General features: G+C 53.3%; 17 protein-coding genes. 12 read left to right on the forward strand and 5 right to left on the reverse strand.

The features are described 5' to 3' along the window. Positions 1 to 16: 16 nt before the first annotated feature. From J0A68_RS01820 to J0A68_RS01830, 3 genes are all read right to left on the reverse strand, one after another. Positions 17 to 3250, reverse strand: a complete 3234-nt coding sequence (locus J0A68_RS01820; RefSeq protein ID WP_206576477.1) for a SusC/RagA family TonB-linked outer membrane protein — start codon at positions 3248 to 3250, stop codon at positions 17 to 19. Positions 3251 to 3630: 380 nt separating this feature from the next. Next, entirely contained in the window at positions 3631 to 5922 is a 2292-nt protein-coding gene (locus tag J0A68_RS01825) for a hypothetical protein (RefSeq protein WP_206576478.1), read from the reverse strand. 62 nt (positions 5923 to 5984) lie between these two features. Beyond that, positions 5985 to 6872, reverse strand: coding sequence for a metallophosphoesterase family protein (locus J0A68_RS01830; RefSeq protein WP_206576479.1), 888 nt, complete (start codon positions 6870 to 6872; stop codon positions 5985 to 5987). A 226-nt stretch (positions 6873 to 7098) separates the two neighbouring features. Here J0A68_RS01830 and J0A68_RS01835 point away from each other — a divergent pair, with 226 nt between their 5' ends. Continuing rightward, positions 7099 to 7701 carry a TetR/AcrR family transcriptional regulator gene (locus J0A68_RS01835; RefSeq protein WP_206576480.1) on the forward strand — a complete coding sequence of 201 codons (603 nt, stop codon included), beginning with the start codon at positions 7099 to 7101 and terminating at the stop codon, positions 7699 to 7701. Here J0A68_RS01835 and J0A68_RS01840 read toward each other — a convergent pair. Beyond that, the gene (locus J0A68_RS01840) at positions 7662 to 7913 is read right to left on the reverse strand and encodes a CBU_0592 family membrane protein (protein WP_206576481.1); all 252 of its coding nucleotides are present in this window, start codon (positions 7911 to 7913) and stop codon (positions 7662 to 7664) included. The two genes, J0A68_RS01835 and J0A68_RS01840, sit on opposite strands and share 40 nt — an antisense overlap. A 131-nt stretch (positions 7914 to 8044) precedes the next feature. On the opposite strand from J0A68_RS01840, the gene nth reads away from it, so the two are divergent. From nth to J0A68_RS01855, 3 genes are read left to right on the forward strand one after another with little or no spacing between them, the layout of a single operon-like run. Continuing rightward, positions 8045 to 8716 carry an endonuclease III gene (gene nth, locus J0A68_RS01845; protein ID WP_206576482.1) on the forward strand — a complete coding sequence of 224 codons (672 nt, stop codon included), beginning with the start codon at positions 8045 to 8047 and terminating at the stop codon, positions 8714 to 8716. Continuing rightward, a complete protein-coding gene (gene asnB / locus J0A68_RS01850) occupies positions 8716 to 10491 on the forward strand; it encodes an asparagine synthase (glutamine-hydrolyzing) (RefSeq protein WP_206576483.1) in 1776 nt (591 codons plus the stop codon). Before nth ends, asnB begins: the two co-directional genes overlap by 1 nt. After that, the gene (locus J0A68_RS01855; RefSeq protein ID WP_206576484.1) at positions 10488 to 11708 is read left to right on the forward strand and encodes a glycosyltransferase family 4 protein; all 1221 of its coding nucleotides are present in this window, start codon (positions 10488 to 10490) and stop codon (positions 11706 to 11708) included. Before asnB ends, J0A68_RS01855 begins: the two co-directional genes overlap by 4 nt. Here the strand turns inward: J0A68_RS01855 and gldB are convergent. Next, complete coding sequence (gene gldB, locus J0A68_RS01860) at positions 11671 to 12675, reverse strand: gliding motility lipoprotein GldB (protein ID WP_206576485.1); 1005 nt, start codon at positions 12673 to 12675, stop codon at positions 11671 to 11673. The genes J0A68_RS01855 and gldB overlap by 38 nt on opposite strands. Positions 12676 to 12804: 129 nt before the next feature. On the opposite strand from gldB, the gene J0A68_RS01865 reads away from it, so the two are divergent. From J0A68_RS01865 to J0A68_RS01900, 8 genes are all read left to right on the forward strand, one after another. Beyond that, positions 12805 to 13809: a radical SAM/SPASM domain-containing protein gene (locus J0A68_RS01865; RefSeq protein ID WP_317195080.1), complete on the forward strand. Its 1005-nt coding sequence runs from the start codon at positions 12805 to 12807 to the stop codon at positions 13807 to 13809. Positions 13810 to 13927: 118 nt separating this feature from the next. Beyond that, positions 13928 to 16516: an SLBB domain-containing protein gene (locus J0A68_RS01870; protein WP_206576486.1), complete on the forward strand. Its 2589-nt coding sequence runs from the start codon at positions 13928 to 13930 to the stop codon at positions 16514 to 16516. Further along, a complete protein-coding gene (locus tag J0A68_RS01875) occupies positions 16516 to 17583 on the forward strand; it encodes an exopolysaccharide biosynthesis protein (protein ID WP_206576487.1) in 1068 nt (355 codons plus the stop codon). Before J0A68_RS01870 ends, J0A68_RS01875 begins: the two co-directional genes overlap by 1 nt. Positions 17584 to 17596: 13 nt before the next feature. Continuing rightward, positions 17597 to 18889 (forward strand): oligosaccharide flippase family protein, encoded by a 1293-nt coding sequence (locus tag J0A68_RS01880; protein ID WP_206576488.1) that lies wholly within the window; start codon positions 17597 to 17599, stop codon positions 18887 to 18889. Then, positions 18873 to 19805 (forward strand): glycosyltransferase family 2 protein, encoded by a 933-nt coding sequence (locus J0A68_RS01885; protein WP_206576489.1) that lies wholly within the window; start codon positions 18873 to 18875, stop codon positions 19803 to 19805. Before J0A68_RS01880 ends, J0A68_RS01885 begins: the two co-directional genes overlap by 17 nt. Next, positions 19796 to 21205 (forward strand): O-antigen ligase family protein, encoded by a 1410-nt coding sequence (locus J0A68_RS01890; RefSeq protein ID WP_206576490.1) that lies wholly within the window; start codon positions 19796 to 19798, stop codon positions 21203 to 21205. Before J0A68_RS01885 ends, J0A68_RS01890 begins: the two co-directional genes overlap by 10 nt. Beyond that, positions 21192 to 22067 carry a class I SAM-dependent methyltransferase gene (locus J0A68_RS01895; protein WP_206576491.1) on the forward strand — a complete coding sequence of 292 codons (876 nt, stop codon included), beginning with the start codon at positions 21192 to 21194 and terminating at the stop codon, positions 22065 to 22067. The genes J0A68_RS01890 and J0A68_RS01895 overlap by 14 nt, the downstream gene beginning before the upstream one ends. Positions 22068 to 22143: 76 nt before the next feature. Then, entirely contained in the window at positions 22144 to 22950 is an 807-nt protein-coding gene (locus tag J0A68_RS01900; protein WP_236021318.1) for a class I SAM-dependent methyltransferase, read from the forward strand. The last annotated feature ends 42 nt before the right edge of the window (positions 22951 to 22992 follow it).

Genomic DNA, 22992 nt, shown 5'->3' on the forward strand with positions numbered 1-22992 from the left:
TAGTGTCGTCTTAGATTTAGAGATCAATATTTACCCCAAAGGAAAATTTGCGCTGGAAGGGATAAGCCCAGCCATAGCCGTCGTTGATTGCCTCTGGATCCACGAACTTCTTGATAGAGGAAAACTCAAACAGGTTTTCACCGGAGAAAAACACCCGTACACGCTGCACATTGATCTTGTTGACCATCGCTTCCGGGAAAGTATAGCCGAGCGTTACGTTTTTGATCCGCAGGTAGGCACCGTTGAGCAGGTAGCCGGTCTGCGGGATGTCGAGACCACCGCCGTAGTTGGCATCGGCCAGCCAAGACTGAAGCACCGGGAAGGAGGAATCGAGATTGGCATCGGCCAAGCCCGCGTCAATGTAGGACTGGGAGTGCTGTGCCATCAGCACTGCGTCGTCAGCTTCGGCTCGGTAGAAGTCGAGGTTCCAAGGATAGACGTTGGCATAAGGCTGCTGATACGGGCCCCAGAAGAGGTAGTGCTTCGGATAGTAGTCTCTTTTGCCCACGCCCTGCAGGAAGAGAGACAGGTCGATTCCTTTCCAAGACACGTCGAAATTGGCGCCATAGCGGTATCTCGCCGTGGTATTTCCGATGCGCTGTAGGTCTTTAGGGTCATCTTCTGAGAGGCCTCTTTCGATCTTGCCGTCACCGTTGAGATCTACGTATTTCGGCCAGCCAGGCACGATGTCCAATGCTCCCCAAGGCACGATGGCCGACTGGTCGAGGGCGGCGATTTCGTCTTCGTTTTGGAAAAGCCCGTCACTCACCAAGCCCCACAGGTCACCCGTGTACTGGCCTACGCGATAGTTGGAGAAGAGATTCTGCTCGTTTTGGAATTTGGTAATCTGCGATCTGGAGTCGGACAGGATGACTTTCGCGCCGAAGTTGATCGGATTGGAAGTGCTTCCAAAATTATCCCGATACTCCAGCGAGAGCTCAAAGCCTTTGGTGCGAAGATCGGCGGCATTTTGCTTGGGCGGGCTGGTGCCCAACACGCCGGGTAGCTCGACCGGGTCGGTCAGCATACCTTTCGTGTCGCGGATGAAGTAGTCGACAGCACCGATGATTTTGTCATTGGCCAGACCAAAGTCCAAGCCGAAGTTGCTGGTCACGACTTCTTCCCATGTGTAGAAGTTGGGATCTACCGCGAGCGAAGGAGAGGAAGTGATGACGGTCTGTCGGTCTCCGTTGATCAGGTAGCTGGAAAGCCCGGTAGGCAGCGATTGGAGGTAGCCAAAGTCGCTTACGTTTTGGTTACCCAGCGCACCGTAGGAAGCTCGGAGCTTGAAGGTGGAGACGACATGGGTGAGGCCGGAGAAAAACTCCTCGTCCATCATCAGCCAGGAGCCCGACACGGAAGGGAAAAAGCCCCAGCGGGAGTCGGATGGGAAGCGGGACGAACCGTCGTATCTGCCGTTTAGCTCAAAGATGTAGCGGTTTTTGAAGGTATAGTTAGCGCGGCCAAAGACACTGCGGGTCGCGTAGGTGCTATAGGTTGGCGTGATGTAGGCATCACCAGTGGTCAGTCCGATGTACGGAAGGGAAGAAGAGATCAGGACTCTTCGCTCTGCTTGGATGGAGCTGTACACATAGCTCTGCTGGTTATATCCACCGAGTATGCCAAAGCTGTGGTCACCGATGGTCTTGCCATAGCGGCCATAGAGGTCGAAGATGATGTCAGAGAGGTCTCCGTTTCGCTCGGTGACGGAGCCGTCTCCGCCTTCTATTCGGATGTCTTCCGGTCCGTAGCCAATTTCAAATTTGGTTCGATCCCAGTGGTATTTCCACTGCTCGCGCTTGAAGCTGGCGTTGGCGTGGAAGCTCAGGTCGCCATTGAGGAAGGTGGCGGTGTTTCTCAGGATATTTTGGAAGCCAAACATGACCTCCTTGTTTTTGCCCCCATCGGTCAGTCGCCCGGCGAGTCGCCCCGCACCGGTATTTGCCCAGGTTCCGTCTGGGTTTACCGCTACATCCGTAGGCTTGAGGTAGTAGATATCGGTCAAGCTGGCAGCGGGATCGGCACGCTCGGTTTGATAGACGTTGAGGTTGTTGTCCACATTGAGCCACTTGAGCGGGTTTACGGTGATTCTGGCCCGCATGGAGTAGCGATCCCAGTAGTCCTCCGCGAGCTTGTTCATCCCGTTTTCGTTGGTATAGTCACCGGAGATGTAGTAGCCGACCGGGGCCTTGCCACCACTGCTCCCGCTGATGGAGAGGCTGTGGTTCATGGAGAAGGAGGCGTCGTTGAAAAAATAACCGTACCAGTCGTTACTGCCCATGTAGGCCCAGAGGTTGGGGTTGTTTGGGTCGAGACGGGTGTCTTCCACTGAGGGATTCTCGGAGCGCTCTTTCGCCCACTGGTAGTGCGCGTCGGAATAGTTCACATAGTCCCAAGGGGTATTATTGGTAGACGTCTCTAATACCCGGGAGAAAATGTACGGGTCGGTCACCGGCTCAGGAAGCAGCGTGGGTCTTCCCCAGGCGAAATAGTTGTTGTAGCTGATCTTTTGCTTGCCTTCCTGTCCTTTTTTGGTGGTAATCAGAATCACACCAAAAGCAGCCCTCGCGCCATAGATGGCCGCAGATGCCGCATCCCGAAGTACGGAGTAGGACTCGATATCGGAGGGATTGAGACGCAGCAGGTCGTCGTTGCTACCTGCGACCCCATCGATCACGATCAGCGGGCCGCCGCCGTTGATGGAGGTGAAGCCGCGGATGTTGATATTCGGCACGGTACCCGGCTTGCCGCCCAGATACGTGATGTTCAATCCCGGACTGGCCCCCTGCAGGCCTTGCACCACGTTGGCGATGGGCCGGTCGATCAGCTGGTCACCGGAGATCTGGTCCACGGCTCCCGTCACGTTGATTTTTTTCTGGGTTCCGTAGCCGACTACGACCACCTGCTCCAGCAGGGTGTCCTCTTCCTCCAGCTGTACGCTCACCGTAGTGCGACCGTCCAAGAGCAGCTCAGTGGTCTGGTATCCGATGAAGGAGAATACAAGCGCCGCATCAGCCGAATAAGCCCGGAGGGTAAACTCCCCGTTCAAATCGGTGATGGTTCCGTTTTGCGTGCCTTTTTCCAAGACCGATACGCCCGGCATGCCCAGCCCAGAGGGATCGGTGACCACGCCTTTGATCACGGACTGCGCCAGAGACGGAAGGGCCAGCAGCAAGGATAGCAACAGCAGCAGTCCCAGCTCCCTGAGCCCAGTAAGCCATGGCCTTTGTCTTTGTACATTTTGTTTCATGATGGTTTGGGTTATGGTTTTTCTTCGTCTTTTCGATTTCAAAAAGCAAAAGGCGGAAAAATTTGTTTATTGAACATTCATTCAATATTAAATAACAGGATTTGATTATACAAAAAAATTTTTGTGCATATTATTAGGATAATACTTCGGTAATTTTTGAATAAAATTCGTTTTCAAATCTTCATGAAAAAATAAAGCTGCGCTTCAAATCGTCGATTTTGGAAAACATAAGGTGGGGGATGTCTATGGGGCGCACTTTTTCCCCCGATGGGATTTGAGGGAAACAGCGTTCAATTCCAGACATCATTTGCCTGGAGAAAAAATAGGTTGGGGTGAGGGAAAAGGGCGTTCTTAGGCTTGTTGATCTGCCAAGAACTTGATCAGCCTTTTTGCTTCCGCGCCAAAGCCTGTTTTAGAATCCATTCGCTTCCGACGAGTTCCAGCAGTTCCCAATGGTCCTTATCCTTTTCCACCAGTCGCCAGCTCCTTTGGGGATCGACCAGCATTTTTTTGACTTCGCTAGGAAAAGCATCCGCCGAGCGGGCGTTTTCCCAAGTCCGGATTACCCTAAAAATCGCTTCCTTCTGGGGGCAGCTTTCCACGTCTTTTTGGTTGAGGATTAGGCTATAGGTAGAGCCGATGCCTACGGAGACGGCCTGGATGTGCTCGTACTCCTCGACTTTGGAATCTTTCTGAATCCTAAAATTGACGCCCATCCCCACGGGGAAGAAGTTGGCGTAGGTCACGTCCCGGAGGTCTTTGCCCTGGCTGGTGCTGCTGCCCCACTCTCGCGTCTTGGCATCGTAGAGGTTGGTGCCTCCGCCGACATTCCAGATGCTTTGGTAGTGCCAAGATCCCTCCGAAAGGGTCGCTCCGGTGAAGCGGATATGCGGAAGTCCATGCTTTTTGGCCTGCTCAAACATCCCCCGGAAAAAGCGCTTGGCCGAATAATACCCGTGCCCGTTGTGAAACAAAAACTCCTGTCCGTCAAAATCATAGTAGCCCAGCCCGTTGACCGCGCAGATATCCGCATAGTGCTTGGCGATCTCATCCTGGAGCTGGAGATTGGGCACCAGCCCAGCGTATCCCCATCCCACGGTCACCTGTAGCTTGTAGATCGTGTCGTTTTGGGCGTGATTGGCTTTTTCGGTGTCCCAATACCCACGCGTGACATTCAGCAAGCGATAGGGAGCAGTCTCAGACACACCCAAGTAGTGGATCAGTTCCTTCCCGATCTTTATGATATTCAGCTCTTTGGTGTGCCCTTCCCAGCTGCCGATTTCGTCCAGATAGGTGGGGTCATCGACAAAGATCAAGGAGTCATCCGCGGTGACAGCCTTCGCCAGCAGTCGCTTCTGCTGATACCAGATGCTGTCGCTGGGGATGGGACTGGCGTCTTTTGTACCCTGCGCCAAAGAAGTGGTGATGCTGGTTCTGCCAATGGAAATGCCAGATTGTGCAGCTAAATCCGCATATTCTTTATGTGAAAGATTTCCGGATTTCAGCTTAATCGGCTTGTTGCCAAAGTCCTTTCCATCGAGATATCCATCATTTCCCCGATCCGGCTTCAAAAAGCCCTGGTCGTAGAGGCTGATCGTCTTGAAGCCCAGGCGCTCCGTGTAGGAAATCAAGCTGTCGTACACGCCCCCATCAGCCCAGGCATCCGGCCTGAAAGCCGTGGGGTCTTTTACCCATTTTCCCTCAAAAGTCGGATAAGGCAGCCCTTCGTCGAGCACGATGCTCTGAATCACTTCCATCAAGGCCAGATCGTCGGGACTTCCCCATAGCGCCACCGACGAACCGATAAATCCTACTCCAGGCACGGGCTGCACTTCCAGGTGGTTGGGGATATTGGCTTCCATGTTGGGAATGAGGGAAAACAGGACTTCCCGCGCTCTATCCCGATTTCGGGAATGGTAGGCAATCGAAATCCTTCCCTGGTCGTCCACCTGGGCGGCATTGCCATACATGATCCGGTAGTAGGGCTCCTTGTGCGCGTAGAAGGCGACATCATTGACTCCATCGCCGCCGAGCGTGAAGACTTGGCCTTCGTGCAGATGGTCTGGCAGCGGATAGCTCGCCGAATCAGGGGAATGGATGATGTATTGGAAAGGAGCCGCGTCACCTACAGTCTTGGACAAGCCCCCCAAGGTATTATCGTCTAGTGCGAGCATTCCGATGGCATAGTTCACCATTTCGCTGGTGTCCCTAGCTACCCCGATGATCTCGCCCATCAAATTGGTGATCGAGGTGTGATAGCTGCCCCATTGGACGTCGTCTATCTCTTCGCCGCCGGCGAGAGCGTTGAGTGTCATTTTGAGGTATTTTTCCTTTTCCTCGACCAAGACCGTCGCTACCGCACCATTCCCATAGCTTAGCTTGAGCTGGGAGTCTTCCTGACCAAACTCTGCTTTGATTGGCTCAAAGTACTTTCCTTCCTCTTCGTCATACAGCCTCAGAAGAGGCGAGGGCTTTTCCTCCGGACTGAATTCCCGAGCTGGCGATACGGTGATGTTTTGCATGGAAGTGATGTAGCCACGCCCATCCACCTTGATTTTGAAGTATTCGGTGCTCAGCTCCAGCCCCTGCTTTGATGAGCAGGCTCCGAGCAAGCTGATGCAAACAAACCACACTGATCCTGTCAGGTAGAGGCTTAGGCTATCTTTCTTCATTTTTCCAAAAAACATCACACTAATCGCTGGTAATCGCCGGGAATTTTGTCCAAAAAAATGGACTACGCCAAAGGATAGTAGGTGTTTTTCACTTCACCATCGTCAAACAGTTCCAAAATCGCATAACCTGGAGGGGTCTCCAGATAATACTGCTTGCCCGCGGACTGCTCATCGCCCTCTCCCCACCAGAAACCGCTCAGGGAGCCGTTGCAGAAATAGTGTACGCCATTGTACCAAGCGCGATCCAGCATGTGCTGGTGTCCGCTGAGGCAGACTTTCACTTTGTCCCGGTGCTTGTAAAATAGCGCCTTGAGCTCCCGGTGATCCTTGTGCTGTCCTCCCACGAGCGCGTCAGTGACCGAGGTGATGGGGAAGTGGGACATGATCAGCGTCGGTGTATTCGGTGCCAAAGCCTTCAGATCGGCCTTGAGCCAGGTCATCTGTTCTTCGCCCAAGCTGATCCCCTCATGGTTCCCATCGAGGATGATGAAGTGCCAATTGCCCTTGTCAAAGCTATAGTAGGTGGATGGGATGTCGAGCCGCCTGACCACATAGGGCTTGCCGTACATCTCATCGGCTTTGTCTTCCACATCCCACCAAGAGTCGTGATTGCCGATGCAGCTATAGACCTTGTAGTCGGAAATCTTGCTGCGAAACTCGTCCCAAGCTTCCCATTGCTCCAGCGTTCGCTCACGGCTCACACCGTCGTAGGAGGCGTCATTGATGGTGTCGCCGCCGTTGAGGAAAAAGTCGGGCTGGTGTGCTTTTACTTTTTCCAGCCAAGCGATGGCGCGCTGGGGGACATTCTCCTCGGGGCGGATGTGTACGTCGGTGATGTGGGCGACTTTCAGCGAGGCCTTCTTGCCTTCTGTCTCGGCATAGGCCGCTCCGCTGGTCAAAAGTGTACCGGCGGCGAGGCCGGCTTTTCCGAAAAATGCTCTTCTTTTCATGTTTTTTGGTGGTGCGAGAGTGAATCCTTTTTTGCTCCCACCGCTTACGGGCACGATGTGCTGTTACTCAGAGATTAATGTTGAGAAACATTTGTCCGCGGGCGTGAGAAGCGGCGTTTGTACTTTATATTGAACATTCATTCAATATTATATTTCGAAATATAAGGTCGCTAAACTTAGAAAAACAAGAAATCAGGATTATTCTTGCATTAACAAATTGAAATCCATGAAAGAGAAAATCTCTACGTCTAGGAAAAAGGAAATCATCGAAGGCTTCTATCAACTGTCGGTCATCAACGGTCTGGAAAACACGTCCATTGCCAAGATCGGCAAACATCTGGACATGCCGCCGAGCCTGATCATGCACTACTTTCCCACGCGGGAGATCCTGATTTCCAATCTGATCGATTACATTTTGGAGAAATACCTGCTGATCTATCAGCCGATTACCAAGCAGCTGGAAGAGCTGGGCCAAGTCGATCTCACGGTGATCGTGGAGACGCTTTTCTCCCGAAATTGGAACCTGCTCTTTGACGACGGGGTGTACTACAGCTGCTTTGCGCTCATATTCCGAAACGAAAAGATCAAAACCGAATATCGGATTTTGCACTACAAGCTTCGAGAGTCATTGAAGGATATTTTGGACGGGAGTCCCGAGATGGAAGGGAAAGACACGGCCATGCTGGCCGAGCAGGTGTTTGTAGTCGTGGAGGGCGCCTATTTCTACCTCTCCATGGTAGATGACCCGGCTGACTACGACACCAAGGTGGCTTATTTCAAAAATCAGGTTTATGCCTTACTGCGCAGCAGTGAAGTGGAAAAGTTGTAGATCGACACCAGTGCGATCCCTGCCCATACCGCATTGACCAAAATATTGGCCATATCATGAAGGTAGATGGCGTGGATGATCAGGCAGGCCGCACCCGATAGGTTCATCGCGTGGTATCTGGCCTGATTCTGCTTCCATATGCCCCTGGCCAATAGGAAGTAGGAGATAATATACAGTACGGCACCCAGCCAGCCCATTAGTTCGAATAGCATAGTTTTAGTGGTTTTTTTGCAGAGGACAGTCCTCTAGCTTGTGCTTAGCGGTAAATATAGTCGAGTTGGGAAACTTTTTGCCCCACAAGCCCTTTCTCCTTAACTTTCCCTTCCAAATACCAACCCCACGCATGCTCAAAAAACAGCGCTTCGAGGCCTTTATTTCCCATTTTTCATCCGCTATGCCCGCCGCCGAGACGGAGCTGCACTACGAAAACCCTTTTCAACTCCTCGTCGCCGTGGTGCTCTCTGCCCAGTGTACCGACAAGCGGATCAACATGGTCACGCCGGCGCTTTTTAGGGATTTCCCGACTCCGGAGCATTTGGCGGCCTCGCATTTCGACGAACTCTATCCCTACATCAAGTCGGTCTCCTACCCCAGCAACAAGACCAAGCACCTGTTGGGTTTGGGGAAAATGCTGGTGGAGGACTTTGCCAGCGAGATCCCCGACACGGTCAACGAGCTGATCAAGCTGCCCGGCGTGGGCCGCAAGACCGCCAATGTCATCACTTCCGTAGTCTGGAATCAGCCCAATATGGCGGTGGATACCCACGTTTTTCGCGTTTCCAGGCGGCTCGGCCTCGTCCCGATGACTGCCAAGACCCCGCTCGAAGTCGAAAAGCAGCTCGTCAAGCACATCCCCAAGCAGTATATCCACGTCGCCCACCACTGGCTGATCCTGCACGGACGCTACGTCTGTCTGGCACGCCGGCCCAAGTGCGAGGAATGTACGATCACCCACTTCTGCAAGTACTTTGAGAAGAACCAAGGCAAGGCTATCCTAGACGAAAGCGAGCTCTGATGTGCGGAATCCATCTGATTTGGGGTAAGGGAGCCAACCGAGCGGCGGTGCAGCGTCTCGTCGATGCATCCCATCATCGTGGCCCAGACCAGTCGGCCATCTATTCTCCCTGGACGGGACTGTGGATAGGGGTCAACAGGCTGGAAGTGTTGCATCCCGGTGTGGACGCCAGCCAGCCTTTTTGGGCTCCGGATGGCAAGAGCCTACTTATCTTCAATGGGGAGATCTACAATTTTGAGCGCCTGCGCAGCTTGCTTCGCAAAATGGGGGTGGAATTCAGTACCGGTTCCGACACCGAAGTGCTGCTGCACTACCTCAGGCATTTTGGACAGGAAGGCTTGAAAAAGCTGGAAGGCATGTTTGCCCTCATCTATATCGATCTGATCGCCAAGTCTGTGCTGGTGGCCATGGACAGAAACGGGGAAAAACCGCTGTACTATGCACAGAGCCAGGATACGCTGATGATTTCCTCGGAGCTTCGCGGAATTGCGGGACTTCATGACTTCACGCCAGACTGGGAGCAGGTAAAGCATTACTTTTACTTCAGGACGGTCCTGCCGGGAAAGAGCCTGTTCCGGGGCATCCGTGCTTGGAAACCCGGCCGCCACAGCCTCATCTTCAGCCACCATACATTCCGATGGGACACCCTGCCCCTGCCAAAAGGCCCTGAGGGCATGCCTTCGCAGGCAGTCTTTCGGGATTTGCTGGAGGATGCGGTGCTCCGGCAGTTCAGGGCAGACGTGCCGGTAGGCATGCTGCTCAGCGGAGGTGCGGACAGCTCCCTGCTTTATTCACTTTGGTACCAAAAAACAGGAACCCAGCTCCCCGCCTACACCATACAGCTGGAGCCGAAATACCGGGCAAAATACGCCGACGCAGACGCCGCCATCCGATTGACCAAGCAGGTTCCGGCAGACCACCGTCTGGTGTATGTGGACCAAGGCGTTTTTTTTGACAACTGGGAAGACTACCTGCGAAGCGTGGATCTCCCGATCGGCGATTCCGCAGGCTTCCTGACCTGGATGATCGGGAAAACGGCAAAAGCCGAAACCCGGGTCTTGATCTCCGGTGCGGGCGCAGACGAGCTTTGGGGAGGCTATCAGCGCCACGCAGCCTTTGGCAGGTACATGGAGCAGCAGGCCTTTTGGGGCAAGTGGGCGGGACTTCTAGGCAGATTCCCTTTTGGCAGGGCTTGGAAAAAATACATGGGCGGGATAGCCCCAGACCCCAACCAGACCTTTCTCAACTTTTCCGCCCTGCAAAATCCCCCGGCGGATATGCGGGCCGACTATTCTCGGATTTTCAACCCCAAACTGCCGGAGTACAAGCGCATGTTGGATTTTGACCGGCAGGTATATCTCGTGCAGGACGTGCTAAAAATCCACGACAACGCCCTTATGGCGCATGGTGTCGAGGGACGCTCGCCCTATCTGGATGCTTCCCTTCTCGGCCTGTGGCATAGGGTGGAGGATCCGGCCTTGCTGAGCGGCAAGCCCTGGATCAAGAATATGCTTCGGGAAAACGGCCTCGCCTGGGTGGCAGACCGCAGGAAATTCGGCTTTGGCTTGCCGCTGAAAGAGTGGCTGGCGGGGAAAAACACTTTTTCCACCCGGGTCTTTGATTCCCTTCGAAGTTTTGACCAAAGCCACGGGGATCATTTTTCACAGCTCATCAGGCAAACCCTGAAAAAACCCGAGCAGCAGGCCAAGACCAACTTTTTGGCTCTCTACAATCTGTTTCTTCTCGCAGAATGGGTGAAATTGCACCGTCTATGAGGATAGTCTATGTGCATCAGTACTTTCGCACCCCCGAGCAGGGCGGGGCGGTCAGGTCCTACCATTTGGGCAGGGGCTTGGTGCAGGCCGGTATCCAGGTGGACCTGATCACGGCCCATGACGGCAGGGGCTACGACCAGCGCTGGGTGGACGGGATTCGCGTGCACTACCTGCCCGTGCCCTACGAGCAGGATTTCGGGTTCGTAAGGCGGATTTTGGCTTTTTGGAGCTTTGTGGCCAAAGCAAAAAAACTGCTTCCTAAGCTTCGAAGGCCAGATTTGCTATACATCACCTCCACGCCGCTGACTACGGGATGGATTGGGCTTTGGGCAAAAAAAGAACTAGCTCTGCCCTACGTTTTCGAAGTGCGGGACCTCTGGCCAGAAGCGCCGATCCAAGTTGGAGCGATCCGAAATCCCATGTTGAAAAAGTGGCTTTACGCGCTGGAAAGGAAGATCTATGACCAAGCCCTGAGCCTGGTCGCCCTTTCTCCCGGTATTGCAGCCCACTTGCAAAAGACCAGCCCAGACCAATCCGTCGCACTGATTCCCAACTTTTCGGACTTGGAGACTTTCTTCCCAAAAGAGAGAAACCAAAAACTCGCCGACAGACTCGGGCTTAGCGCAGGCCTGACCATCGCCTACACGGGCGCTTTGGGGAAGGTGAATGCGGTGGAGGAGCTCCTGGACTTGGCGGAAATGGCGAAAAAGCAGGGAAAGAACTGGAATTTCCTCATCATGGGAGCTGGCAGCCATGCCGAAAAGCTGAAAAAGTCCGTCGAGGAAAGACAGCTCAGAAACCTGCACTTTATCCCCTTTGGCCCCAAAGAACAAGTCAACGACGTGTTGGGTCTTGCCGATTTGGCTTGGATTTCCTTCGCCCATCTGCCGGTCTTGAAGACCAACAGCCCCAACAAGTTTTTTGACGCTTTGGCCGCCGGAAAGGCCATTTTGGTCAACCATAAGGGCTGGGTCTATGAGCTGGTGAAAACCCACGAACTGGGAATCTCCTGCCTACCCGGCAAGATGGAGAGGGCTTTTTCAAATCTGGAACAGCTGGAACAAAACCCAAGCAAATTCCGCCAAATGGCGCAAAACTCCAGGAAACTGGCCGAAACCTATTTTTCAAAGGAGCTGGCGGTGAGTCGGCTTTTGGAGGTCATCGCCCCCGAATCCAGGCCTACTCCGGGCGGCGAGGCCGATATCCGGACTGCCTGAAGATGGTCTCGGCATCAGACTCCTTCATCAGCTCGGGTAGCGTCACGGCACGATTGACTTGATAATCGTCCACGATGTTCCAGCCCAGCCATCTTCCGAGCCTTCCGGGTGCCTTGGTGGAGATCGCATCTGTAAAGGGCGCCTCGCCGATGTACTTGCGGATCTCGAATGGATTCGTCTCGTAGAGCAGCTCGTTTTCCACGAAGTGCGACCAGATAAACTCCTCGTTGTCATAGCACTCGGCGATCTCAGCAGGGCTGTAGCCGATGATGTATTGGTCAGAGGTGCAGGGCAGGATGGCCTTCACAAAGTGGTAGGCCTTGCCATAGTAGATCATCTCGGACAGGAGCGTGTTGTCCTTCGGGTTTACCGTATTGAATTGGGAAGAGATCGCCAGCACGATCATCGGGACGAGGTAGGGTTTCTCATAGCGCTCTGCCATGTAACGGGCGATATCCGGCTGGAAGGCATGGTCGGCTGGAAGAAAATAGTCCAAGCCAATGACGATCATCTCCTCGGTGACGACGAGGTCAGAATTGAGACCGGAGACAAAGGTGTAGACCTTCGGAACTTTAAACTCAGGGAAAAAATGCTTGATGTATTTGAAGGCGTTTTCGAGATCTTTTTCTATGTCCGAAATGTCAGGATATTCCACCTTGACCGAGTCATAGAGCACACGCATCGCCGAGTCCTGGTGAATGGCCAGCAGGCTGGAGGCCAGGGAATCGGCAGAGGGATAGGTGTTTTTCTCCAGATAGACTTCTGCGAAATCCGGGTATTTTTCCAAGAGAAAGCCGAAATCTTCGGTGGTCTTGGCTGCGAAAAACTCGTCCTCCAGCCGGGTGATGCCAAAGTCCAAATCCTGGGCCAAGATCTCAGGATCGAGCTCGCAGGTCTCGTCCTTTTTGCCGCAGGCAAAAGCAAAGAGCAACACGGGAATCAAAAAAGCTAGTGGTCGAAGCCTCATGGGTTCAGGGTTTGGGCTCAAAAGTAAGGAAAAAGGAAGGATGTGGGAAGTCAGGAGGCAGGGAAGGGTCAAAGTCCCGATGTCGAAAGAAATCACACTATCCAACCACATAATCTGTATTTTCCCCCCGTGAAAAACCAATGGATCACCGGATGGGCTTTTTTGCGGCAATTGACTTTGGCGAAAGTGGTCAACTATGCGCTTTTGCGAAGTTCCTTTCACCTCAGCCAAATCCTCGCTCGTCCCCTCATGTGGGGTCGGCCCACCACCCTGAGCATCGAGCCCACGACCAGCTGCAATCTGCGCTGTCCGGAGTGCCCATCCGGACTTCGCTCCTTCACCCGGCCTACAGGCATGCTTCAGGACAGGCTTTTCGAGCAGGTGATCGACCAGGTCAAAGGCCACCTGACCTGGCTCCATCTGTATTTCCAGGGCGAGCCTTTTCTCAACCCACGCTTCCTGGACATGGTCAGCTACGCCGACCGCCGGGGCATCTTCACCTCTACTTCTACGAATGCTCACTTTCTAGGAGAAAAACAGGTAAAAGGCATCCTCGCCAGCGGCCTGAAGCAGCTCATCGTCTCGATGGACGGCATCACCCAAGAGGTCTATGAAAGCTATCGCGTCGGGGGAAAGCTGGCCAAAGTGCAGGAGGGACTCCAGCTCTTGGTGGCGGAGCGAAAAAAGTCTCGTCAGCATTTCCCGAGGATCGTCCTACAATTCCTGGTCACCGGGCAAAACGAACAGCAAGTTCCCGCGCTGAAAACCTGGGCCAAAGAAGTCGGCGTGGACGAGCTCCAGCTCAAGACCACCCAGATCTACGACTATGAAAACGGCTCGGAGCTGATCCCTTCGGATCTGGCTTTTTCCCGCTACATCCCGGCTGGAGAGGGAAAGTGGAAGTTGAAAAAAAAGCCCGAAAACAAGTGCTGGCGCATGTGGCAGGGGGCCGTGGTGACTTGGGACGGCAAGGTCGTCCCCTGTTGCTTTGACAAAGACGCCAGCCATGTGATGGGCGAGCTGAAGCAAAGCAGTATGGATTCCATCTGGAAATCAGACGTTTATTTCGCTTTTCGAAAGCAGCTGCTGGGTGACCGAAGCGAGATTGAGATCTGTAGGAACTGCAGTGAATAGCTGGTCGGCTAACCGAGGCAAAGCCTAGATTTTGGAGCTATATTTGGTAGAATTAAGAAATTCACGGATTTTTAACTCCCAAATTGCCCGATATTCACCCGGAACAGTCTTTTATAACATGATTTTATACTCAAGAATCTGGTATTTTTTTGCCTTGGTGATCTTGCTGATCGCCTCAGTTCCCCAGACGATCGCCCAGCAAAACACCGACCTGACGACCATCAAAGTGGACGAGCTCTCCGATGAGCAGGTCTCCGAGCTCGTGAAGCGTGCCAATGAGGCGGGTTTGGGCGTCGACGACTTTCTCCAGATGGCCCAGCTCCGTGGCATGCCTTCCTCCGAGGTCGAAAAGCTCCGAAACCGCATCGAGGACTTGGATATGGGCGGCTCGGCCAAGCGCAGCACCAACGCGTCCCGTAGAGATCCCCGGCAGCAGCTCGACATCAACGAAATCACCCGAGGCATCTACCAGCCCCAAGCCGAAATCCTTCCAGGCGACGGAGCGGGAGAGATCTTTGGTACTTCCTTGTTTTACCAAAAAAACCGCCGCCTCAGCTTTGAGCCGAGTCTCAACCAAGCCACTCCCAAAGGCTACATTCTCGGCCCGGGTGATGTGGTGTTTGTGGATATCTATGGGCAGTCGGAGCAGTACTACGAGGCCACGGTCAACCCGGACGGCTTTATCCTCTTGGACAACATCGGCCCGATCTCGGTGTCCGGCAAAAGCATAGAAGCCGCTACCGACATCATCAAAAACCGCGTGGGCAGGTTTTATCCTGGGCTTTCGGGCAGCAATCCCAGTACCTTTCTCCAGGTGACTTTGGGAAATGTGCGCACCATCAAAGTCCACATCCTCGGGGAAGTGAGACTGCCGGGCACGTTTACGCTCAGCGCCTTTTCCACGGTTTTCAACGCGCTCTATGCCGCCGGAGGTCCCAGCGAAAACGGGACGATGCGGGCGATCAAGTTGGTGCGGGACAAAAAGACCATCGCGGAAATCGACCTCTACGACCTCTTGGTCAAAGGCACGGCAAATCTCGACCTGCAGCTTCAGGACCAGGATGTGGTGTTGGTCTCGCCTTTCCTTTCCAGGGTGAAAGTCAAAGGAGAGGTGAAGCGCCCTATGACGTTTGAGATCGGAAAAGACGACACTTTCGAAGACCTGCTGGGCTACGCGGGGGGATTTACCGATCTGGCTTTTCAGGACCGCATCGCCATCTCCCGCATCACCGGCAACCAGCGCTCGGTGTCGGATGTGTACCAAAACCAATTCGGCATGTTTATCCTCAAAGGCGGGGATGAGATCACCGTCAGCCGTATCCTTGATCGCTACAGCAACCGCGTGCAGATCAAGGGAGCCGTGTACCGCCAGGGTGTTTTTGCGCTCAGCGAGGGACTGACACTTTCCCAGCTGGTCAAAAACGCCGAGGGACTACGAGGCGATGCCTATACCGAGCGGGCCAGCATCCTGCGTACCAAAGCCGACCTCAGCACCGAGATGATCGAGGTCAACCTTCGGGACGTCCTCGCCGGTACCGCGCCCGACATCGTGCTCAAGCGCGAGGACGTCGTGCGCATCTCCAGCATCTACGACATCCAAAACGAGCGCTACGTCCAGATCCTCGGGGAGGTGAAAAAGCCGGGGACTTACCCCTACTCGGAATCCATGAAGATCGAGGAGCTGATCATCTTGGCGGGCGGCTTTCAGGAGTCGGCCAACCCCCAGGACATAGAAATTGCCAGAAGGTTGGAGGATTCAGATCTGGGGACGCTTTCGGATATCATCCCTAGCCAGGTCAATGCTGACCTCTCGATCAGCGCCGGATCGCCTTCCCTCCAGCCTTTTGATCAGGTGATCGTGCGGAAAAGGGCCAATTTCACCATGCAGCGTCTCGTGGCAGTGGAAGGCCAGGTGAATGCCCCTGGGATCTTTGCCATCCAAAACAGTGTGGAGCGCATCTCCGACTTGGTGAAAAGAGCAGGCGGACTCAACCAGTTTGCCTATGCAAAGGGGGCGACCTTGATCCGCCGAACGGAGTTTTTCAATACCGAGTCTGAGCAGATCCGCCGACAGCGCAACCTGGAGGGCCTGAAAATGCGCCTGATGGAGGATCCCAACAATTCCGAAGCCCAAGAAGAGCTGCTGCAGCGACTGTTCAGGGATCTTCCAAGGGAGAAAGTAAACCCGGTCGATACCCTTTTGGCCAATGCGAAGAAAGAATCGCTGGACCAGATCGCCGCCGGTACGCCAGGAGTCGCCGTGAAGCTCAAGGAAGCCGAAGCGGTCGCAATAGACTTGGCCAAGATCATCCAGAATCCCGGGTCGGACGAGGATTTGATTTTGGAAGAGGGCGACATCCTCTCCGTACCCAAGCTGCTGCAGACCGTGAGGATGCGCGGGGACGTGGTCTATCCGACTACCCTGCGCTACGAAGGCGGCCGCAGCCTGAAGCACTACATCAACGGTGCCGGAGGATTTGAGCGCCGGGCCAACAGAAAGCAAACCTACGTGGTCTATGCAAATGGTGCCGTCAAACGCACCAAGGGACTTTTTGGCATCAAAAACTTCCCTCCTGTAGAGCCGGGAGCCGAAGTTATCGTACCGACCAAAGGTCCTAAAGTTCCCCTGAGACTCGGGGAAATCGTGGGCATCACCACCGGCTTGGCCACTTTGGCTTTGGTCATTTCACAAATCAACTGGGAGTAATGGCAGGATCCAAGCACTTTTCCGACAGTCAGTTTACGCTCAGCGAGGTGATCCAAAACCTGCGGGAGTGGTTGGCTTTTTTCCTTTCCCAATGGAAAATACTTCTTTTGGCAGCATTGGTGGGCCTTGGCTTGGGAGCGGTCGTTTCGGTTTTCAAAAAGCCCGTGTTCCATGCAGAAACGTCTTTTGTGCTCGAAGAGGGCGACAGCGGGGGAATCAGCCAAATGTCAGGACTTGCTTCGCTCGTCGGCGTAAACCTCGGGTCTCTGGGAAGCACCAGTGGCCTATTCCAAGGGGACAACATCATGGAGCTCTACCGCTCCGACCGCATGCTGGGCGAGACCTTGCTGAGTCCCTTTGGCGAGGGGCAGCTGTTGATCGACCGCTATGTGGCCTTTCAGAAGCTGGATCAAAAGTGGGCCTCCAAGGTGGATTTTGCGGGCTTGGACTTTGGCATTCCGAGGGAGGACTTCACCGTGACTCAAGACTCCGTGGTCAAGGAGGTCGCTAAGCTGATCCGCGAAAACCAGCTCAACGTGGCCAAACCCGACCGCAAGCTGAGCATCATCCAAGTGAGCATCTCCTCGAAGGATGAGCTCTTTGCCAAGGCCTTTAATGAAAAGCTGGTGGAGAAGGTGAACACCTTTTACTTTGAGACCAAGACCAAGAAGACCGGCGAAAACCTGGCCATACTCCAAACCCAAGCGGACAGCGTGAGGGCGATCCTCGACGAAAGCATCGGAGCCTATGCCAGCGCAACCGACCGGGTGCCCAACGCCAACCCGCTGTTGAGTTCGGCGACGGTGGAGAGCAGGAAGCGGCAGATCGACGTGCAGGCCACCGGAGCGGTGTATCAGGAGATCGTCAAAAACCTGGAAATCGCCAAGGTCAACCACCGCAACAACTCCCCCCTCATCCAGATCATCGATTCCCCGAGGCTTCCGCTGGAGCGCTCCGAGATCCGGCTGGTGAAAGGGATGGTGCTGGGAGCGGTGATAGCGGGCTTGCTGGTGTTTTTTGGATTGTATTTTCGAAGACTGTACCACAAGCATGTGCAGGAAAGCTAAGCCCTGAGCTGCCATGTTGGAAAAGCTAAACCTCCTCATCCCCCTTGGAAATTTCATCCGGAACAAGTCCATCCAGAATTTCCTCTTCCTGTCCTTTATCCAGTCCTCCAACGTCCTGATCTCCATCATCTCCATGCCCCTGCTGATCCAGAGCATAGGCGTGGATCAGTTTGGACTGGTCAACCTGGCCCTGTCGGTGATCGTGCTGCTGAATATCCTGGTGGTCTTTGGCTACAATCTGGCCGCTCCCCGGGAAGTGGCGCTGAACAGCGAGGACAAGACGGCCCTATCCCACATCGTTTCCAACGTATTTTCCGCCAAGTTTTTGTTGGCCAGCATGGCATCGCTGGTTATTTTGATAGGAGTCTTTGGCTTGGGGCTCTTCAGCGAGTACGGCACCATCCTCGTATTTTCGTTGTTGCTGTTGTTTTCGGAGGCCGCCTTGCCACTGTGGTTTTTTCAGGGGATGGAAAAGATGAAACTGGTCTCCGTGGCCAATGTCTTTTCCAAGCTTCTTTTTCTGATGGGTATCGTCCTGTTTATCCACGATCCCGAGCAGAGCAAATGGGTCAATTTCATGATGGGCTTTCTGGGTTTGGGAGTCAATCTGCTATTGCTGGGCTACATCCATTCCTTTTTGGGGATCAAGTTCTTTCGGCCTGAGTTTGCTGCGATATGGAAAAGCCTAAAGGACAATGTGCTGTTGTTTTTCAGCAGTCTAGCCAGCCACCTGTCGATCAACGGAGGGCTGATTATTTTGAGTTTCTTTTCCACGGCCGCGACGCTGGGAATGTACAGCCTGGCCGAGCGGGTGGTTATGGTCCTTCGCCTTTTTCCGGCGATGGTGGTGCAGGCGATTTTTCCCAATGCGTCCAAACTGTATAAGGAAGACGAGCGCAAGTTCTTCCTCTTTCTGCGGGGGGTGTATCTGCGTGTGCTGCTCTCAGGGGCCCTGATTGCCGGCGGTACTTACTTGGCGGCACCGTTCATCATCAGCGTGCTTTCCAAATCGGAGCTGCAGGAGTCGGTCACCTACCTGCAGATGCTCTCGGCAGTTCCGTTTCTAGCTTGCCTAAACATCGGTAATGTGACCATCATGCTGGTCTCTGACTTGAAGGAGCTGCTCTTCAAAGCAAGCTGGATGATGTGCGTATATATGCTGGGTGTCACGGCACTACTGACCTCCCTGATGGGGGGCATTGGTCTGTGCATAGGGATCATCTCTACCGAGATCGTGGTGTTTTTAATCTGCCTGGTGCTGCTGTACCGGTATAAGCGTAGCCTTTTCCATGGTTTTTATTCCTGAGGCATCGGTCGCGATCATTTTGGTCAATTGGAATGGCTTGGACTTTACCAAAGCCTGTCTTTCCTCGCTGAGGCAGGTGGACTTCCCAAGCTACAAGATCTTTCTGGTCGACAACGCCTCCCAAAACCAGGAGGGGCAAAAACTGAAAAGCCTCTTTCCTGAGCTGGAGCTGATCCAAAACGAAGAAAACCTCGGTTTCGCCGGGGGAAATAATATGGGCATTCGGGCTGCCCTGGTCCAAGGATTTAGCCATGTGCTCCTTTTGAACAATGATACCGAAGTAGAGCCGGACTTTTTGGGGGAGATGATGCTGCGCATCCGTCAGCAGCCTCGGCTGGGACTGGTACAGCCATTGATCCTTTTTCTGGGAGAAAAAAAGAAGATATGGAGTGCCGGAGGCAAATGGATTCCTTCACTGGGGCGCGCCGTGACGCTGGGGGACAGAGAGCCCCTCGCCGGATTCAGGTTTGCGAAGGATCTGGATTGGGCTACGGGCTGCTGTATGCTGATCTCGAGAGAGGCCTTGCTGGAGGTTGGGCTGCTCAACGAGCAGTATTTCGCCTACTTTGAGGACGTGGAATGGTCGCTGCGTTTCCGGGCGGCGGGCTTCTTCTTAGGTCTGGCGGAGCGGGCGGTGATCTATCATGAAGCAGGTGCTGCATCCAAGAAAAAACATGCTGAAGGAGTTTTGAGTCCGAGGGTTTTTTACCTGCACGTCAGAAATCAATTTTTCCTCCTGAGGAAAAGCCTCAAAGGGATCTATGTTCCGGTAGGCTTCGCTTACCACAGCCTTCGGTTTGTACTCTGGCTGGGCTATTTTTTGGCCCGTGGCAGATTTGAGAAAATGAAGTCCGTAGCCAAGGGAATGGTCGACGGGCTGACCGAACCTCTAAAATCCGCACCCAAATGGCCCTGATTTTCTTCATAGCGATTGCCCTGACAGTGGGTATAGGATTTCTGTGGGTCATGCAGGAGATGGTCTTTAAGAGAAGGTGGTCTTGGTTTGTGTTTTTCCTCGCAGCCTTCCTGCCATTCTATATCACAAGCCTCAGCGTTGTTTTTTTGGCCACTGGATCTCCGGAGGTATTGGGGATCTTCCAGGTGCTAAAGGAAGTCGTGGTCTTGGTGGCCGTCTTGGTGTTCATTTTCTACCAAAGGAAGATTTTTGACTACCCTCTCCGCCTTCAGTCCACGGACTGGCTCATGCTGGCTTTGCTGGCTTTGGCATTTTTGTACCTTCTACTGCCTTTGGGAGAGACGTCCTTCATAGGCAAGGCACTTTATTTCAAGGCTATGCTGATCCCCGGCTTGGTTTATTTTTTGGGAAGGAATACACAGTTTGACGAGGAAGAGGTGGGCTGGTTTTTCAGGATTGTTTTCTTGGTGGCAATCGGTGCTTTTGTGGTCAACTGCATCGAGCACTTTGTCCTCGGTGCCCATTTGCAGCAGTTCAGCGGCTACGCACTTTACAATCAGGTGATCAATGACATCGAGCCTTCGGGGCATTTTGGACTGACGTGGACCTTTGAGACCCAGGCGGTGACCAAGCGTTTGGCTGGGTTTTTCTCCGACCCTCTGGAGCTGGCCAGCTCCGTGCTGATGGGTTTTGCAGCGGGACTGATATGGTTTTTGACCTCAAAGCGAGAGTATGGCTGGCCCTATCTATTGGTGATGGGCTGCTCGCTGGGCAGTTTGGTATTTTCATCTTCCCGCGCTGCTTTTGGGGCATTTTTCATCATGCTTTTTTTTGTGGCACTGGTCTTCCGGCTCTACAAGCTGATCGGCTTGGGTTTTGCCGTGTTGCTGGCTTTTGTGGGGTATGTGCTGCTGTTTGCGTCGGAAGATTTTTACTACTTTGTCTTGGACACGCTGACCTTCGAGAGCGACTCCAGCGCGGGACACGTGGTCGAGTGGCTGCTGGCCCTTGACTCAATGTTTGCCAACCCCTTGGGCATAGGTCTGGCCATGAGCGGTAATTTTGGAAGCGTGTCCGACGAGCTGCGGGTAGGCGGCGAAAATCAATTTTTGATCTATGGGGTGCAGTTGGGCTGGCTGGGCATGTTGCTCTATATTTTTCTCTTGGCATCCGGTGTGAAAAACTCCGTCAGCGTGTTTCACGATACGGAAAAACTCGGCGTCGCCAGAATTGCCTTTACCGGAGCAGTGGTCAAAGTAGGGTTGCTTTTGCCCCTTTTCACGGCCAATGTGGAAATATATACCTACGTGTCTTGGATCTCTTGGTGGATGATCGGGGTCGCGGTGAATGAATATTCTCTTCTAAAGAAAACGGAAAACAAACTAGATGATCCTTCATAGAAAATGTCCGATATGCCATTCGGAAAGTCTGCGTGGCTATGCGATAGACACCATACGCAAGGGCCCCCACATCTCCAGAGTACAGTGCAATGCCTGCAAGTTGGTGTTTGCCAATCCTATGGCAGATGAGGCAGAGCTTGCGTCCTACTATACCGACTACTACGAGAAGGACCACTATGAGGCCATGAGCTACAAGGCGCTTATGCTGGAGCACTTTGCCAGGATCAAGACTATTTCCCCCGAAACAATAAAAAGGGAAGCAAGGTACCTGGATGGCTTGGCTGGTGGGATGAAATTTTTGGACGTGGGCTGTGGCCTAGGTTTAGGCTTGGCCTACGCAAATCGGCTGGGTTGCGAGCTGTATGCTACCGAGTTTGACCAGGGCGCTCTTGATTTCGTTTCGGAGCATTTCGAGGTAAACACCTTTCGGGGGGACGTATGGTCGGCAGCCTTTCCGGATGATTTCTTCGACTTTGTACATATTTCGCATGTGATCGAACATGTCCTCGATCCTCGGGCTTATGTCAAAGAAATGCGACGTATCGTTAAGCCCGGAGGCTTGATAGCCATAGGTACTCCCGATATTTCCAGCAACTTGTATCGGTTTCACAGGTGGGCAAAGCTGGTCCGGATGAACGTGCCAGACGTGATCGACGGATTGGAGCATACGTTTATTTTTCCAAAAGCTGTCTTGAAATCGCTTTGCGAGGAGGAAGGATTGGTAGTTGTAGACCATTTCACCCATTCCTTGGGGGAAAAACTGGGCAACCTGATCCGCTATGACATGCCTCTGGGCAAAAAGGTAAACCGGCTGGTCCAGAATTTTTTCCAGGTAAATCAATGGATTGTGTGTAAAAAGTAGTCGCCCACTCCGGCGACCATGCTAACTAGTAAAACCAAAAGGCCGGGCTGAGCCCGCCGAGATGAGTATTAAACCAATGGATGCGATAAAAAAATTGGAGGCGGAGATCGACAGCACTCCAGAGTCCGGTGCCAACGAGAAAGCCTATTTCGACTTTCATCGAGAGCGCTTTAGACGTTTCGACAGATTTTTGGAAGGGAATGTTGCAGCGGGCACCGACCGTCGCGTGCTGGAGATCGGTAGCCACTACCTGCATACGTCGATATTGTTGGCATCCCGTGGCTTTCAAGTCGATGCGATGGATGTCGCTGAATTTTGGGATCTGCCCTTTGTCAAGGCAAGGGGGGAAAAGTTTGGCCTGAATCCTATTGTCAACAATGAGCTTTCCAAGCTAGAGCGATTTGCCGAGGTTGTGGATAGATACGATTTGGTGGTCTTTACCGAGATCATGGAGCACATTACATTCAATCCCATTGTCTTCTGGAAGCGGATCTACCAGCTCCTGAAGCCGGGGGGGATGATCTATATCTCCACGCCCAACGCCTTTGCCCTGCCCAACTATATACGCAATCTCAAAAATGCGATTCTGATGAGATCTATTGGGATTACCGTGGACGATATCCTTTCCAAGGTGACCTATGGCCACCACTGGAAGGAATACTCAGCCAAGGAGATCCGTGGCTATTTCCAGGCGCTTTCCCCGGATTTTGAGGTGGAGATCCACCCCTATCACTACAAAAACCACGAACTGAAATCGCCCTATCTGATGTTCAAGCTTTTGTCTCGGATAGGCAATACCACCAAGACCTTTGCCGACGATCTGGAAGTGGTCGTGCGGCTCGCCCAAAAATCCCAGTGGGCTATCCAGGAGCCGGAGTATTGACGGCGACTAGGAGAAATTTTGAAGGACAAAGCCACAATCCTG

This window comes from Algoriphagus oliviformis (assembly GCF_017254915.1).
Taxonomy (GTDB): domain Bacteria; phylum Bacteroidota; class Bacteroidia; order Cytophagales; family Cyclobacteriaceae; genus Algoriphagus; species Algoriphagus oliviformis.